14 protein-coding genes are annotated in these 16547 nt (G+C 45.9%); 11 read left to right on the plus strand and 3 right to left on the minus strand.

The features are described 5' to 3' along the window. Both apbC and ppc read left to right on the plus strand, forming a co-directional pair. Window positions 1-1098, plus strand: coding sequence for an iron-sulfur cluster carrier protein ApbC (gene apbC, locus E4T80_RS00280; protein ID WP_135053900.1), 1098 nt, complete (start codon window positions 1-3; stop codon window positions 1096-1098). 364 nt (window positions 1099-1462) lie between these two features. Continuing rightward, window positions 1463-4102: a phosphoenolpyruvate carboxylase gene (ppc, locus tag E4T80_RS00285; protein WP_135053902.1), complete on the plus strand. Its 2640-nt coding sequence runs from the start codon at window positions 1463-1465 to the stop codon at window positions 4100-4102. Window positions 4103-4342: 240 nt separating this feature from the next. Here the strand turns inward: ppc and radA are convergent, their stop codons facing one another. Beyond that, window positions 4343-5719, minus strand: coding sequence for a DNA repair protein RadA (gene radA, locus E4T80_RS00290; RefSeq protein ID WP_047977397.1), 1377 nt, complete (start codon window positions 5717-5719; stop codon window positions 4343-4345). A 186-nt stretch (window positions 5720-5905) separates the two neighbouring features. Here radA and E4T80_RS00295 point away from each other — a divergent pair, with 186 nt between their 5' ends. The 6 genes from E4T80_RS00295 to yacG are packed head-to-tail and all read left to right on the plus strand — an operon-like array spanning window position 5906 to window position 10434. Further along, entirely contained in the window at window positions 5906-6337 is a 432-nt protein-coding gene (locus tag E4T80_RS00295) for a prepilin-type N-terminal cleavage/methylation domain-containing protein (protein WP_135053904.1), read from the plus strand. Window positions 6338-6359: 22 nt separating this feature from the next. Continuing rightward, on the plus strand, window positions 6360-7751 hold the full coding sequence (locus E4T80_RS00300; RefSeq protein WP_135053906.1) for a GspE/PulE family protein: 1392 nt from the start codon (window positions 6360-6362) through the stop codon (window positions 7749-7751). Next, entirely contained in the window at window positions 7744-8940 is a 1197-nt protein-coding gene (locus tag E4T80_RS00305; RefSeq protein ID WP_135053908.1) for a type II secretion system F family protein, read from the plus strand. Before E4T80_RS00300 ends, E4T80_RS00305 begins: the two co-directional genes overlap by 8 nt. After that, window positions 8937-9611, plus strand: coding sequence for a prepilin peptidase (locus E4T80_RS00310; RefSeq protein ID WP_135053910.1), 675 nt, complete (start codon window positions 8937-8939; stop codon window positions 9609-9611). Before E4T80_RS00305 ends, E4T80_RS00310 begins: the two co-directional genes overlap by 4 nt. Window positions 9612-9632: 21 nt before the next feature. After that, window positions 9633-10253 carry a dephospho-CoA kinase gene (gene coaE / locus E4T80_RS00315; protein ID WP_135053912.1) on the plus strand — a complete coding sequence of 207 codons (621 nt, stop codon included), beginning with the start codon at window positions 9633-9635 and terminating at the stop codon, window positions 10251-10253. A gap of 1 nt (window position 10254) precedes the next feature. Then, entirely contained in the window at window positions 10255-10434 is a 180-nt protein-coding gene (gene yacG / locus E4T80_RS00320; protein ID WP_228064771.1) for a DNA gyrase inhibitor YacG, read from the plus strand. Window positions 10435-10488: 54 nt separating this feature from the next. Here the strand turns inward: yacG and sodA are convergent, their stop codons facing one another. Continuing rightward, complete coding sequence (sodA, locus tag E4T80_RS00325; protein WP_047977390.1) at window positions 10489-11130, minus strand: superoxide dismutase [Mn]; 642 nt, start codon at window positions 11128-11130, stop codon at window positions 10489-10491. 442 nt (window positions 11131-11572) lie between these two features. Between sodA and E4T80_RS12745 the strand changes: the two genes are divergently transcribed. The 3 genes from E4T80_RS12745 to thrB all read left to right on the plus strand — a co-directional run bounded on the left by E4T80_RS12745 (window position 11573) and on the right by thrB (window position 15223). After that, window positions 11573-11728, plus strand: a complete 156-nt coding sequence (locus E4T80_RS12745; RefSeq protein ID WP_167740675.1) for a hypothetical protein — start codon at window positions 11573-11575, stop codon at window positions 11726-11728. Window positions 11729-11816: 88 nt separating this feature from the next. After that, window positions 11817-14273: a bifunctional aspartate kinase/homoserine dehydrogenase I gene (gene thrA / locus E4T80_RS00330; RefSeq protein ID WP_135053916.1), complete on the plus strand. Its 2457-nt coding sequence runs from the start codon at window positions 11817-11819 to the stop codon at window positions 14271-14273. Beyond that, the gene (gene thrB, locus E4T80_RS00335) at window positions 14273-15223 is read left to right on the plus strand and encodes a homoserine kinase (RefSeq protein ID WP_135053918.1); all 951 of its coding nucleotides are present in this window, start codon (window positions 14273-14275) and stop codon (window positions 15221-15223) included. Before thrA ends, thrB begins: the two co-directional genes overlap by 1 nt. Window positions 15224-15355: 132 nt before the next feature. Here thrB and E4T80_RS00340 read toward each other — a convergent pair whose 3' ends face one another. Further along, window positions 15356-16282, minus strand: coding sequence for an IS110 family RNA-guided transposase (locus E4T80_RS00340; protein WP_228074247.1), 927 nt, complete (start codon window positions 16280-16282; stop codon window positions 15356-15358). Window positions 16283-16547 lie beyond the last annotated feature (265 nt).

Genomic DNA, 16547 nt, shown 5'->3' on the forward strand with positions numbered 1-16547 from the left:
ATGAACCTTCTTACTCCAGAACAGTTTGAGCAGATCAAAACGCTGCTCCAGCATTTTCAACACCCGACATTACAACAGGATTTAATCTCCCTCAATGCGCTGAAAAAAGCCGAGCTCGGCGGCGGTGTATTACGCCTTGAGTTCACAATGCCGTTTGCGTGGCAAAGCGGGTTTGAACAGCTACAAGCCGCCTTAACCGAACCGCTAAAGCAACTCGCTCAAGCCGACTCGGTGAAATGGATTATTCACTACCAAATCGCTACCCTCAAACGTGCCAATAATCATCCGGCAGTCAATGGTGTGAAGAACATTATTGCGGTAACCTCTGGCAAAGGCGGGGTCGGCAAATCAACTACGGCGGTCAATCTCGCCCTGGCATTAAAAGCGCAGGGGGCAAGGGTCGGTATTTTAGATGCCGATATTTATGGCCCATCTGTTCCGCATATGCTGGGGGCTGCCGATCAACGCCCGACCTCGCCGGATAATCAGCATATAACCCCGATTGAAGCCCACGGTATCTACTCTAACTCGATCGGCTATTTAATGGGGCCGGACAACGCCACTATTTGGCGAGGTCCGATGGCAAGCAGCGCCCTGAGCCAACTGTTGCAAGAAACGTGGTGGCCGGATCTGGATTATCTAGTGGTCGATATGCCGCCGGGTACGGGCGATATTCAACTGACGCTCTCCCAGCAAATTCCCGTTACCGGCGCAATAGTCGTTACAACTCCGCAGGATATTGCCTTGCTTGATGCGATCAAAGGTATCTCGATGTTCCAGCGTGTCTCCGTGCCGGTACTGGGCATCATTGAAAATATGAGTATGCACATCTGTGCAAATTGTGGACATCACGAGCCACTATTCGGCACAGGCGGGGCGGAAAAAGTCGCCGAAAAATATCACACCCAAGTATTAGGGCAAATGCCGTTGCATATCCGCTTGCGTGAAGATTTGGATAACGGCACGCCGACTGTCGTTGCCGACCCGGCTCACGAGATCAGCCAAGCCTATGCACAACTCGCTGCCAAAATCGCCGCCGAGCTTTATTGGCAAGGTAGCGTCATTCCGTCTGAAATTATGATCCGAGAGGTGAAATAAGCCGAACAAGCGGTCGGATTTGTTGTGTTTTTGCGGTATTATGTAGCAAATGCACAAAAATAGACATTTTAACAGAATGTAGGGACACACTGCGTGTGTCCTTTATAAAAATCAAATTATTTCAATAGGTTAAAATCCGGACACACGCAGTGTGTCCCTACAAACGAATAAAAAACAACTTTGTGCAACTGCTACATAATATTGTATTTTTGTCAAAAATCCTTCATATCTGACCGCTTGCTGTTTACATTTGCATAACTTTTTCTAATTTATTTCATTAAAAAAACTAAATCCACATTGCTATTTCCCGACTTTTTCGGTATATCTATACCCCATTAATATTTATTGATTTAAGGGGAGCTTTATGAGCCAAGTTTATGAATCAATGCGTAGCAATATTCATATGTTAGGGGACTTTTTGGGCGAAACAATCCGAGATGCCCAAGGGAGTGAGATTTTAGAACTGATTGAAAATATTCGGGTTTTATCCCGTGCTTCCCGTGCCGGCGATGAAACTGCCCGAGAGCAGCTGTTGGATATGCTCGCCAATATTTCCACCGAAAACGTTATTCCCGTTGCCCGTGCTTTCAGCCAATTTTTAAATCTAACCAACATTGCCGAACAATATCAAACCATTTCCCGCCACACGAATAACCTTGCCTCCGGAGAACGTTCAATGGGCACACTCTTTGAGCGTTTAAAAGCCCAAAATATGCCGGCGGAAAAAGTGATCGACACCGTGGAAAAATTGCTGATCGATCTCGTGCTAACCGCCCACCCGACCGAAGTTACCCGCCGTTCCTTAGTGCATAAACACGTTGAGATCAACCGCTGCTTAAGCCGCTTGGAACACGATGATTTAACCGAAGCGGAAAGTACCAAATTAAAACGTCGCCTAATGCAGCTAATTGCATTAGCGTGGCATACGAATGAAATCCGCACCCAACGCCCGACACCGGTGGAAGAAGCCAAATGGGGAATGGCGGTGATTGAAAACAGTCTTTGGAAAGCCGTACCGGATTTCTGCCGCCAGCTCAATTTCCACCTCGAAAAACACTTTGGCGTGCAACACGATGTTGCCCTTGCACCTGTGCGTTTTTCCTCTTGGATGGGCGGCGACCGTGATGGCAACCCGTTTGTTACCGCCCAAACTACCCGCCAAGTGTTGCGAATGAAACGCTGGAAAGCCGCCGAACTGTTTTTAGAAGACATCAAGCTGCTCGCCGATGAACTCTCAGTGGTAAATTGCACCCCCGCATTCCGTGAAAAATACGGCGATCACTTAGAACCTTACCGTTTAGTTGTCAAACAATTACGCACGAAATTGAGCAAAACGGTCGCCTACTACAGTGAATTATTAGAAGGGAAACCGCTGACGATTAGCCCTAACGATATTCTGTCCCAAGACGAGCAACTGTGGGAGCCGCTTTACGATTGCTATCAATCGCTTCATCAATGCGGAATGCGCATTATCGCCAACGGTGCATTACTGGATTGCCTACGCCGCATCCGCTGTTTTGGCTTGGGTTTATCCCGTTTGGATATTCGCCAAGAAAGCACACGGCACGAAACGGCGATTGCCGAGATTACCCGCTATATCGGTTTGGGCGATTATGCCCAATGGACAGAGGCAGACAAGCAAGCCTTTTTAGTACGAGAACTCAGCTCCCGCCGACCGCTTGTTCCGCATAATTGGACACCAAGCCCCGAAACCCAAGAGGTGCTTGACACCTGTAAAGTAGTGGCAGAGCAACCTGAAGGGGTGATTTCCGCTTATGTGATCTCAATGGCACGGGAGGCTTCGGATGTGTTAGCCGTGCATTTACTCTTAAAAGAAGCCGGCTGCACCACCACAATTCCCGTTGCCCCGCTATTTGAAACCTTAGACGATCTCGATCATTGCGAAAAAGTGATGACCGATCTGTTTAATATCGGTTGGTATCGCGGCGTTATCCGCAATCGCCAAATGGTGATGATCGGCTATTCCGACTCCGCCAAAGATGCCGGAATGTTGGCTGCTTCGTGGGCGCAATATCGGGCGCAAGAAGCGCTAGTCAATCTATGCGAAAAATATCAGGTGGAGCTCACTCTCTTTCACGGTCGGGGCGGTACAATCGGACGGGGCGGTGCACCGGCACACGCCGCACTCCTCTCTCAACCGCCTCGCTCGCTCAAAAACGGGCTACGGGTAACAGAGCAAGGTGAAATGATCCGCTTTAAATTAGGTTTACCGGCGGTTGCTGTTGAAAGTTTGGATTTATATGCGAGTGCCGTTTTAGAAGCCAACCTCTTCCCACCACCGGAGCCACAACAAAGCTGGCGGCAAATAATGGACAGTGCCGCGGATATTTCCTGCCGGATTTACCGTGGCATTGTACGAGGCGAACCGGATTTCGTGCCTTATTTCCGTGCAGCGACACCGGAGCAGGAACTATCTAAATTACCACTCGGCTCTCGCCCGGCAAAACGCAATCCGAATGGCGGGGTGGAGAGTTTGCGTGCGATTCCGTGGATTTTCGCTTGGATGCAAAACCGCCTAATGCTCCCCGCTTGGCTTGGGGCAGGTTCAGCGTTACGCAGCTTGATTGAACAAGGCAATCAAGATTTGCTCAACACAATGTGCGAGCAGTGGCCGTTTTTCTCAACCCGTATCGGAATGCTGGAAATGGTGTTCAGCAAGGCGGATTTATGGCTGGCGGAGCACTACGATCAACGCCTTGTACCGAGTGAACTGCACCCTTTAGGGCAGAGATTACGCCAGCAGTTACAAGCGGATATTCAAACAGTGTTATCCCTTGCTCACGAGGGTCAGTTAATGGCAGACTTGCCTTGGATTGCCGAGTCTATTGCACTGCGTAATGTTTACACCGATCCGCTCAACCTACTGCAAGTGGAATTGCTACATCGGTTGCGGGACCAAGGGGATAATCCAAATCCCGCTCTTGAACAGGCACTGATGATCACCATTACCGGCATTGCAGCGGGAATGCGTAACACCGGCTAAGATTGTAAAAAATAGCGATAAACAGACCGCTTGTATGGAACTGCAAGCGGTCTGTTTTGTGACGTTCTTAGCATTATGTTGCGGTAGTATCCATTGATCTCCTATATTGCAAAATATTCCCTTGTCCGCCATTACATTAAATGACTTCAAGAAGAATTAAACGGAAGCCGGATAATTTCCCTGCACTTGCATCAACATCGTTGCCTTTTACGTTTACGACAGCCCCACAATTTTACAATCTTAAAAATCGCTAATAATCTCTAACGCATCACTGAGCTTTTTCACGGTAAAGACTGACATTCCTTTAATCGCTTTTTTCGGCATATTACCGTGCGGTACAATCGCTCGCTTGAAACCGTGTTTTGCTGCCTCGCTGATCCGTTCTTGCCCGCTGGGTACGGGACGAATTTCTCCCGCTAATCCGACCTCTCCAAATACGACTAAATCCTGCGGCAGCGGACGATTGCGGAAGCTGGAAATCAACGCAAGCAGTAATGCCAAATCGGCACTGGTTTCGGTTACTTTTACCCCGCCGACCACATTGACAAACACATCTTGGTCGGACATCTGTAAACCACCGTGGCGGTGCAACACCGCTAACAGCAGCGATAATCGGTTTTGCTCTAACCCCACCGCAACGCGGCGTGGATTCGCTAACATTGAGTGATCCACCAAGGCTTGAATTTCCACCAATAACGGACGCGTCCCTTCCCAAATAACCATCACCGAGCTGCCGGAAGTTTGTTCTTCGCTACGGCTCAAAAAAATAGCGGACGGGTTTTTCACTTCCCTTAATCCTTGCTCTGTCATTGCAAATACCCCCAGTTCATTTACCGCACCGAATCGATTTTTCTGACTACGCAACGTGCGGTAACGGGAATCCGCTTCACCTTCAAGTAACAATGAAGCATCAATGGCATGTTCCAATACTTTAGGCCCTGCCAAAGTACCGTCTTTGGTAACGTGCCCTACCATAATAATGGCTACTTGGCGGGTTTTCGCATAGCGAGTCAGAAACGAGGCACATTCACGCACCTGTGCAACACTGCCCGGTGAGGATTGAATATCCGATAAGTGCATCACCTGAATGGAGTCAATCACAATCAACTTCGGCTTTTCCTGATCCGCCAGATTACAGATATGCTCAACGGAGGTTTCCGATAACATCTTAAGATTATCTGTGGGTAAACCTAAACGGTTCGCCCGCATTGCGACCTGCTGTAACGATTCTTCTCCCGTAACATAGAGGGTGGGTAAATGCTCGGCTAAACCGCACATTACCTGTAACAATAAGGTACTCTTGCCTGCGCCGGGGTGTCCGCCGATTAAAATCGCACTCCCCGGTACAACGCCGCCGCCCAGCACCCGATCCAATTCATTAAAACCGCTCGAAAAACGCGGCACTTCCTGCAGATCAATGTCAGAAAGTTTCTGGATCTTACCGCTTGTCTCCCCCGCATAGCCGCTAAAACGATCGCCTTTACTCTCTTTAGCCGAAATCAATCGCACTTCGCTAATGGTATTCCACGCCAGACAGGCTCGGCACTGCCCCTGCCATTTCGCATATTCTGCGCCACAATCGCTACACACATAAGCAGTTTTAGGTGCTTTCGCCATTTTCACCTCACTCACATAAAAATCGCCATATCTTAACAAAACACTGTCTATTTGAACAGGTAAAAATCTTATTTTTACGACAGCGATCGTAAAATTTCAGTTTGGCTATCGCTTTTTCCGAATAAATCGCCACACTGATATGCCGTTATATTGTTTTAATGCCAACCCAAAAAGGAGAACATAAAAATGAGATACAAGCCATTAACCCCCGCCTTTACCTTGATTGAATTGATGATCGTCATTGCGATCATCGCTATTCTCGCAACGATTGCGATCCCCTCTTACAATAGCTACACCCAAAAAGCCGCATTAACGGAAATATTACGGGCTTCTTCGCCTTATAAATCCGATGTGGAAATTTGTATCTATAACAAAGGGGCTGTTGCCGATTGTTCGTCCGGCAGCAATGGTATTCAAGCAGCAAAAACTGCCAATGACGATACAAAATATCTGAAATCCGTTGCGGTTTCCGCCGGTGTCATCACGGTTGAAGGAAAAGGCAATATTGAGGGCTACGGCTATACAATGACGCCTCGCTTTGCCAACAATAACATCAGTTGGACAACCAGTTGTCGTGGCGAGGATACCTCCCTCTACCCAAGCAATTTCTGCCAATAAGCGCTCACTAATAGGACACATTATGGCTAACTATTCACTTTGTGAGCTGAATACGCAGCGGGTATTCGAGATTTCGGAAGCCTTATGGCAAAAAAATTGTGATGAGAAGCATCTGCTGCTGCGTTATCTTGCAATTCCCGTGCAGGAAACGGCAGACAAAATTTGGTTAGCCATTGATGATGAAAATAATTTGAATGCTTGCGAGATTTTCGCCTTTATGACCCATAAGCAGATCGAACCGATTCTTGTGGCGTCCGATGAATTGAAATACTTGCTCAATGCCCTTTCTCCCGAGCCAGGCCTACAGGCAAACGCCACAGATATTTGTTACACTGAGCAGCAACCGCAAGATTCAGCCTTAAATTTAAGCGATCCGATTATTCAATTACTGGATAATTTGTTCAAGTTTTGTTTAAGTCAGAATGCCTCCGATATTCACATCGAACCCCATAAAACCAAGCTAATTATCCGGCTGCGTATTGACGGCGTACTGCATATTTATAAAACATTGCCATCACACCTTGCGCCTCGGATTATTTCACGGCTTAAATTGCTTGCCAAATTAGATATCAGTGAATCCCGCTTACCCCAAGACGGGCAATTCAGTTTTACCACCGCACTTGCCGAAACCCTTGATTTTCGCCTATCCACCTTGCCGATTAACTATGGTGAAAAGGTGGTTTTACGCTTGCAGAAAAATAAACCGGCACAATTTGATTTTCTTGATCTCGGCTTTACCCTTACCCAAAAAGACGTGTTAATCAAAAACTTATACCAGCCGCAAGGGCTTATCCTGGTTACTGGCCCAACAGGCAGCGGCAAAAGCATTACGTTGTACACGGCTCTCAATTATCTCAACCAAACGAACAAGCATATTCTAACTGCGGAAGATCCGATAGAAATGGAAATAGACGGGCTGATTCAAACCCAAGTTAATCGGGCTATTCAACTGGATTTCAGCCAACTGCTACGCACTTTCTTACGACAAGATCCCGATGTCATTATGCTCGGCGAAATCCGAGATGAAGACAGTGCACAAATCGCTCTGCGAGCCGCACAAACGGGGCATTTGGTGCTATCCACCCTGCACACTAACGATGCGCCGTCAGCGATTGAACGTCTCTACCAACTGGGAATAAAAGAGTACGAAATCCGCAATGCCCTATTGCTAGTCATTGCACAAAGGTTGGTTAGAAAGCATTGTCCCAAATGTGCCGGGCAAGGCTGTGAAGAATGCTATCAAGGCTATAAAGGTCGGATCGGGATTTATCAATGCCTAAGCCGTATTGCAAATACTTTTGAAAAACAGACCGCTTGCTTAGATTACCCAACCTTACTGGAAAGCGCCAACCAAAAGGTTGAACAAAAACTGACGGATAGAAAAGAAATAGAGCGGGTACTTGGTTATGCCTAAGATCTATCAATTCCATTGGCGAGCAGTCAATCGCTTTCAACAAAAACAAACGGGAAAAACCTTAGCCGAAAGCCGAGAAATGCTTGAAAAACGCCTACTCAGTCAAGGATTTCAACGGGTTCGTATTAGCCGTAATTTTGTTTTTGCCCATACACCAAAGGCTGCGGAGATCACCCAGACTGCGCAGCAATTGGCGTTACTACTCAATGCTGCCGTGCCTCTAAAGCAAAGCCTGAATATTTTGTTAGAGAATAGCCTAAACATAAAAATCCACCAATGGCTAACACAGCTGATTACTACGATTGAAAGCGGCTTTTCATTTTCTGCGGCTCTTGAAAAACAAGCGCTATACCTCTCACCACAAGAAATTCAGCTTATAAAAATAGGCGAACAAAGCGGAAAACTAACCACCATTCTCACAAATCTAGCCCACTCCCGTGCCAAATCGGATAAATTAGCGCAAAAAGTTAAAAAGATTTTATTTTATCCTGCTTTTATTTTAGCGATTTCACTTATATTATCGATTTTATTACTTCTCTTTATTGTTCCACAATTTGCCGAACTTTACGGCGAGAAAAATCGCTCACTGCCGCTGATTACTGAGTTTCTCTTTAATTTATCACAAATTTTACAAATACAATTCTTAACCCTTTTAATTATTATCGGCATTCTTTTATGCATATTTTATTTGCTTGCAAAGAAAACCACTATTATTCGCTCATTAAAATTTAAGCTATTATCTCATTTACCTATTTTTAACCACATTATAACCTATTCCCGCATTATCTTTTTCTGTCAAAATAGTGCTTTAATGTTAAATTCATCTATCCGATTAGATACTATTATTCATTCCTTTATCGCAGATAAACACAGCGATCCGATTTTACAGCAAAACTTAGCATATTGCCTGCTACAACTCAAACAAGGTTATCGCCTAGCTGAAAGTTTAAATCCGGCTATGTTCAATAATGAAGTGATACAGATGATTGCTATCGGCGAAAAAAGCGGTCATTTAAGTCAAATGCTGGCTCATATTAGCGAGAATTATCAACAAAAATTAGATTATCAAATTGATATTCTCTCTCAATTACTAGAACCGATTCTAATGATTATAATGGGCATCATTGTCGGTACAATTATTATCGGGCTTTATTTACCGATTTTTGATATGGGAGCAATGATTGAATGATCCTTTTATTCCTTTCGTTACTGCTTGCTTATTGGTTTAAATATGAAATTACCGCATTTCCCGTTAAAACCAATCAACAGAGTTACAATGATATTAAAATGCTCTATCCGCTTAATCTCGATATTAACGCATTTATTAAGCAATCTAATTTACAGCCCAAACATTCATCTCTAAATAATCTCTTTTTTCTCACACTTCCAATCACTCTCTTTATTTTTTACTCACTATCTAATCCTTTACTCTTTATTTTATTTATCCTCATTTATCTTGCGCAATTAGATTACTATTATTATCTTACCGACATTAAATATATTGCTATTATTTTTCTACTTGTAATTTACCATTTATTATTTAAAACAAGTGAAGATATATATCCTCATCTTTTCAGCTTTTTTATTATTTCGCTATTTTTTGCCGTTATCATACCGCTTGTGAATTTAATTTTAAAAAAATCCGGTTTAGGCTTGGGCGATATTTTACTTTTTATCGCCTTATCTCCGCTGTTTGAATTAGATCAAATGCTACGGCTGATTTTATATGCTTCATTATTAGGCCTATTCTTTTCCGGCTTATATTGGTTGATAAAAAAACAAAAAATCGTACGCTTACCTTTTATCCCCTTTATTAGTGCTTCGACTTTTTTACTCTTTATTGATAAAATTCCACCCTAAATTCTGATATTGAGGATCATTATGCCCTATATTATCGGCTTAACCGGCGGGATCGGCAGCGGAAAAAGCACCATTGCCGAAATGTTTCAGCAACTGGGCGTGCCTCTGATTGATGCTGATATTGTCGCTCGCCAAGTGGTTGAAAAAGGTTCACCATTATTGGATAAAATTGCGGCGAAATTCGGCAAAACTATTTTAACCGAGCAGGGCGAACTCAATCGTGCCGCCCTTCGCCAACGTATTTTCCATTCCGATCAGGACAAACAGTGTCTGAATAATTTGCTCCACCCGGCGATCCGCCAAGCAATGTTGGCACAGCTTGAACAAATCCAAGCCCCCTATGTTTTGTGGGTAGTCCCGCTATTGATTGAAAATCGGCTCACGGATTTTTGTGATCGGGTATTAGTCATTGATGTCTTGCCTGAAATCCAGATTGAACGGGCGGTTCAACGGGATCAAAGCAACGCTGACACCATTAAAAACATTATCGCCTCGCAGGTGGATCGCCCCACACGCCTTGCCTATGCTGATGATGTGATTGAGAATAATCTCCCGCTCACACAAAATAGTGAGCATCTTCGCCGACAAGTGCAACAACTTCATCAACGCTATCAACAGTTAGCGCAACAAAAGGAACATTAAAATGACGATAGTAAATTGCCCGACCTGTGAAAAAGAGGTAATTTGGTCGCCGGAAAGCGAGTTTCGCCCGTTTTGCAGCAAACGTTGTCAAATCATTGATTTAGGCGACTGGGCAGCAGAGAAAAACCGCATTGCCGGCAGTGAAAGTGAAAATGACGTAATGTCCGCCGAGCTAGACTAAACAAAAATGGCACGCCAAACGTGCCATTTTCTCCATATCTTACCGAACCAACGATTACTTCGCACAGCCGCAGGTTGCCACTTTTTCTTCAAAACGGCGGCTTGCTTCGTCCCAGTTCACCACGTTCCAGAATGATTTAATGTAGTCCGGGCGGCGGTTTTGGTAGTTTAAGTAGTAAGCGTGTTCCCACACGTCTAAGCCTAAAATCGGGTAGCCTTCCACACCGGCAATCGCTTTGCCCATTAACGGCGAATCTTGATTTGCGGTTGAAACCACCGCTAATTTGCCTTCATTTGCTACTAGCCACGCCCAGCCCGAACCAAAACGAGTAGTTGCCGCTTTTTCAAATTCCGCTTGGAACGCTTCCACAGAACCGAAATCACGCTCAATAGCCTCTTTTAACGCACCGCCTAAGGTTGTGCCGGTTTTTAAGCCTTTCCAGAATAATGTGTGATTAACGTGCCCGCCCACATTGTTACGCACTGCCATACGCTTTTCTTCCGGCACTTGCGCTAAGTTTGAAATCAATTTACCCGGGCATTGCTCAAGTAATTCCGGATGCGCTTCTAACGCCGCATTGGCATTGTTAATATAGGCTTGATGATGTTTAGAATGGTGGATTTCCATTGTTTTCGCATCAAAGTGCGGTTCTAACGCATCATAGGCGTAGCCTAATTCAGGGAGTGTGTATGCCATTTTTAAATCCTCAAAATGATAGGTAATTACAGTGATATTTAAAAAATGTTGAGTGAAAACTCAAGGCTATTTTAGCAAAAAATAGTCAGTGGCGATATGATTTTTTGATCTAAAACAAGAAAACATCATCTATCCTTGCGGTTGTGAAAGATAGGAACGCAACGCCCGGTTAAAAAGCGCATTTTCCCTGCAGTCTCTTTGCAAATTTTTGCTATAATCCGCCCGCTTGTATTCACTCTAAAAAGATAACAACAATGACAGAAAACCGCGCACTCCCCGCCCTTTCCGGTCAAAATCAGCCAACTGGAAGCGGAAATCTTTGCGATTAAAGAGAGCGAAGAATATCAAACCATTGATAACATTGCCGATTGGGACGACTATTTTGCCGAAACCAAACAGCAACTAATCCAAGAAATTGAGCGGATTGAATTAGAGCTGGAGAATGATAAAAAATCCCCTTGACAAAGCAATCGTTTTCACCCATTCTCTCACTCGTTTTTTATGCGACATTGCAAGCGAATTTAATATGATGATTTTTACCATTACGACCACGATTATGACCATTATCGGCAAGCATAATGCGGGCGTTCGTGGCTAAAAATCAGCACCGACACACAAAACCCGCTCAACAAGCGGGTTTTTTTATCGCTTTTTTTGCAAACATTAACTGATATTTAGGAGAACCTATGCGAGTTTTAAAATTTGGAGGCACCTCTCTCGCCAATGCAGAACGCTTTATGCAGGCAGCGGAGATTATCGAGAAAGCCCATTTGAGCGACCAAGCCGCCGGCGTGCTTTCCGCTCCCGCCAAAATTACCAACCACCTTGTCGCCATTGTCGATAAAGCCCAAGCGGGCGAACCCTTTGACACCCACCTTAGCGAAGCCAATGACATTTTCAACGATATTATCAACGGATTACATCAAGCAAACCCGAAATTTGATCGTGAGGGATTAGCCGCTTTTATTCAAACCGAACTCGATGACATTTGTGCGATTGCAGCGGACGCAGCGAAAAATCAATTTTGTCCGGATAATATCAGTGCCACCGTGCATAGCCGTGGGGAAAAGCTCTCAATTGCGATGATGCAGGCGTGGTTTGAAGCAAAAGGCTATGCGGTAACCCGCATCAATCCGGTGGAAAAATTACTCGCACAGGGCAGTTATCTCGAATCGTCCGTGGACATTGCCGAATCAACCAAACGAGTGGACGCACCGGCTATTCCAAAACAAAATGTGGTGCTAATGGCGGGCTTTACCGCCGGTAACGAACAGGGCGAATTGGTGCTATTAGGGCGTAACGGCTCGGATTATTCCGCCGCTTGTCTTGCCGCCTGTTTAAAAGCGGATTGTTGTGAAATTTGGACGGACGTGGACGGCGTTTATACCTGCGATCCCCGTCTTGTGCCTGACGCCATCTGCTTAGAATCAATGAGCTACCAAGAAGCGATGGAACTGTCGTTCTTCGGGGCAAAAGTAATTCACCCTCGCACTATCGGCCCGCTCGTGCCGCTCAATATTCCGTGCTTAATCAAAAATACCGGCAATCCGGACGGCAAAGGCACGATCATTGACGGCAATGTTGCCAGTGATGATCTCAAAGTGAAAGGCATTACCAACCTTGATAATGTGGCGATGTTTAATGTGTCCGGCTCAGGTATGCAGGGTATGGTCGGAATGGCGGCTCGTGTGTTCTCCACAATGTCAAAAGCGGGCATTTCGGTGATTTTGATTACTCAATCTTCGTCCGAGTACAGCATCAGTTTCTGCGTACCGGTGAAATCGGCGGACAAAGCCCTTGCCGCATTAAATGCTGAATTTGCCCAAGAATTACAGGATAACTTGCTCGATCCGATCGAGGTAATGAAAGATCTCTCGATTGTGTCGGTGGTGGGAGACGGTATGCGTACCGCCAAAGGCATTGCCGCCCAGTTCTTCTCCGCATTGGCACAAGCTAATATCAGCATTGTAGCGATTGCACAAGGCTCGTCCGAGCGCTCAATTTCGGCGGTTGTGCCGTTAAATAAAGCGATCGAAGCAGTGAAAGCGACCCACCAAACACTCTTTAATAACAAAAAGGTGGTCGATATTTTTCTCGTAGGCGTAGGCGGTGTTGGGGGCGAGTTGATCGAGCAAATCAAACAACAAAAGGACTACCTCGCCCAAAAGGACATTGAAATTCGTGTTTGCGCCTTAGCCAATTCCAACAAAATGTTGCTCAACGCTAACGGTTTAAATTTGGATAATTGGAAAAGCGATTTAGAGAATGCCACCCAGCCGTCCGATTTTGATGTGCTATTGTCATTCATCAAACTGCACCACGTTGTCAATCCGGTGTTTGTGGATTGCACAACCGCTCAATCTGTGGCAAATCTTTACGCACGGGCGTTAAAAGAGGGCTTCCACGTTGTTACCCCGAACAAAAAAGCAAACACTTCCAGCTATGCGTACTACCAACTAATGCGGGAAAATGCCCGCCAAAGTCAGCATAAATTCCTGTACGAAACCAATGTCGGCGCAGGCTTACCGGTGATCGAAAATCTACAAAACCTGTTAGCCGCCGGTGATGAGGTCGAAAAGTTTGAGGGAATTTTATCTGGCTCGCTTTCCTACATTTTCGGCAAACTCGAAGAAGGATTGAGCTTATCGGAAGCCACCAAACTTGCCAAAGAAAAAGGCTTTACCGAGCCTGATCCCCGTGATGATTTATCCGGTCAAGACGTTGCCCGCAAGTTGCTGATCCTCGCCCGTGAATGCGGTTTAGCCTTAGAATTGGCAGATATTGAGGTCGAAGGCGTCTTGCCAAAAGGCTTCTCTGAGGGCAAAACCACTGATGAATTTTTAGCAATGCTACCGGAATTGGACGTCGAGTTTGCAGAAAAAGTGGCACAAGCCACCGCTTGCGGCAACACATTACGCTATGTCGGCGTGATCGAAAACGGCAAATGCCGTGTCGCAATCCAAGCCGTCGGCAGTGATGATCCGCTTTTCAAAGTGAAAAACGGCGAAAACGCCCTCGCGTTCTACACCCGCTATTACAGCCCGATTCCGCTCTTATTACGGGGTTACGGCGCAGGTAATGATGTTACCGCAGCCGGTATTTTTGCCGATATTTTACGCACCTTGCACGGAGGGGCAAACTAATGGCAACCTTACGCATTTACGCTCCCGCCTCCAGTGCCAATTTAAGTGTCGGGTTCGACTCACTTGGGGCAGCCATTTCGCCGATTGACGGCTCATTGCTCGGCGATGTGGTTCAAATTGAAGAGAGCGATACGCCGTTTCAGCTTGATACCGCCGGTTATTTCGTGCGTAAACTGCCGAAAGAACCGCAAAAAAACATTGTTTATCAAGCCTATGTTCTGTTTAACGAACGCTTAAAATTGCGGGGCGGGCAGGTTAAACATCTCCGCCTCACCCTTGAAAAAAATATGCCGATCGGTTCGGGGCTTGGCTCAAGTGCCTGTTCAATTGTGGCAGCCTTAGTCGCATTAAACCAATTCCACGACACGCCGTTTTCAAAAACGGAATTGTTGGAAATGATGGGCGAATTGGAAGGCAGAATTTCCGGCTCAATTCACTACGATAACGTTGCGCCGTGCTATTTGGGCGGCGTGCAACTGATGGTGCAATCTTTGGGCAATATCTGCCAACCGTTACCGTTTTTTGATGAATGGTACTGGGTATTAGCTTATCCGGGCATTGAAGTTTCCACCGCCGAAGCGCGAGCAATTTTGCCGAAAAGCTATACTCGCCAAGAGGTGATCGCCCAAGCCCGCTACCTCGGCAGCTTCGTTCACGCTTGCCATTCTCAGCAGGCACAACTGGCTGCATTGATGATGAAAGATTTGGTTGCCGAGCCGTACCGTGAAGCATTGTTGCCGAACTTCCCCGAAGTGCGTCAAGGCTGTAAAGATTTGGGGGCATTAGCGGTGGGGATTTCCGGCTCCGGCCCGACAATGTATGCGATTGCACCGGATTTGGAACACGCCCAAAAACTCGTTACCTACTTGGAAACCCATTATCTGCAAAACAATGAAGGTTTTATCCACATTTGTCAGGTCGATAATCAAGGGGCGAGAGCCATCAAATAGCGTGAGACAAGCGGTCGGTTACGACCGCTTTTTTACATTATGCCAATATTATGTAGCAGTTGCACAAAGTTGTTTTTTATTCATTTGTAGCAACTGTATCCCCCAAATCTTGGAAAGAGACATATTCGTTAATTAAACAGCCGGAGGCTGCCACTGTGAGCCGTCACGGATGATGGCGTTAATCACGGTCAAAAGTTTACGCATACAGGCATTAAGTGCCACTTTAAAGGGCTTGCCTTTTGCCCGTAGGTGTTCATAAAATGCGTTGAACTTGGGTTCGTGTTGTCGGGCGACATTGGCTGCTTGATATAACACGTTGCGAACCGCTTTGCGACCGCCTGAGCAACGGCTTTTCCACTTGGTGTTGCCACTCTCTTTCGGGTGCGGCGCGACCCCCACCAGCGAAGCGATTTGCTTGTACTTAAGCTGCCCCAGTTCGGGTAACATTGACACCAAAGTCGCCGTGGTTATCGGTCCGATGCCTTTGATGTCTTTAAACTTTTTTGCCTTGTCGTCAAAGGCTAAGGTGGCTTGTGCAATGGCGTTTTCCAGCTCGGCAATGAGACGGTCAAAATGGGCAATCAGCTGTTCGACACTCGCCTTTTGACTGGCGTGGATAATCGCCAAGCGGTTTTTCTCCGCCACGCGCATTGCCACAAGCTGCGTACGGCGTAGCACAAGAGCTTCTAACTGCGCTTGCTCAGGTGTTGGAGGCGTATAAAGCCGTGTGTCAACCTCGCCATACAAGACCAACATTTGAGCGTATGATGCCAGCATTTTGGCGTCTTTGGCATCGGTTTTCGCCAAGGATTTAGAGAGGGAAAACAGATGCGTTTGGTGAGGATTGGCAATCACCACGGGAAAGTCCGCACGATAAAGTGCTTTGGCAAGCGGGATTTCCAGCCCGCCTGTGCTTTCAAGGACGATTAAGTCCACATTTGCGGATTTTTGCAGGTATTCGACCGCCTGTTGAATCCCTTTGGGATGGTGAGTAAAGGTTTTGGTCTGCTTGCGACCGCTTAATCCCACAACAAAATGGCGTTTGGCAACATACCACAGTAAATTTGTTCGTTCATCGTAACCTGCCTTGTATTCGGGTGCTATGCGTGCAATTGTAGGGTTTTTGTGATGAACGTTATCGGCTCTCTAAGCTACAAGACGAAGTGCTTTCGAGGGACACAACGAGATGCCGATAACGGGTTATGTTGCTGAGTATAACTTAATTTAGATATACAAGGGACACACTGCGTGTATCCGGATTTTAACCTATTGAAATAATTTGATTTTTATAAAGGACACACGCAGTGTGTCCCTACATTCTGTT

Source organism: Muribacter muris (assembly GCF_004569585.1).
Lineage (GTDB): Bacteria > Pseudomonadota > Gammaproteobacteria > Enterobacterales > Pasteurellaceae > Muribacter > Muribacter muris.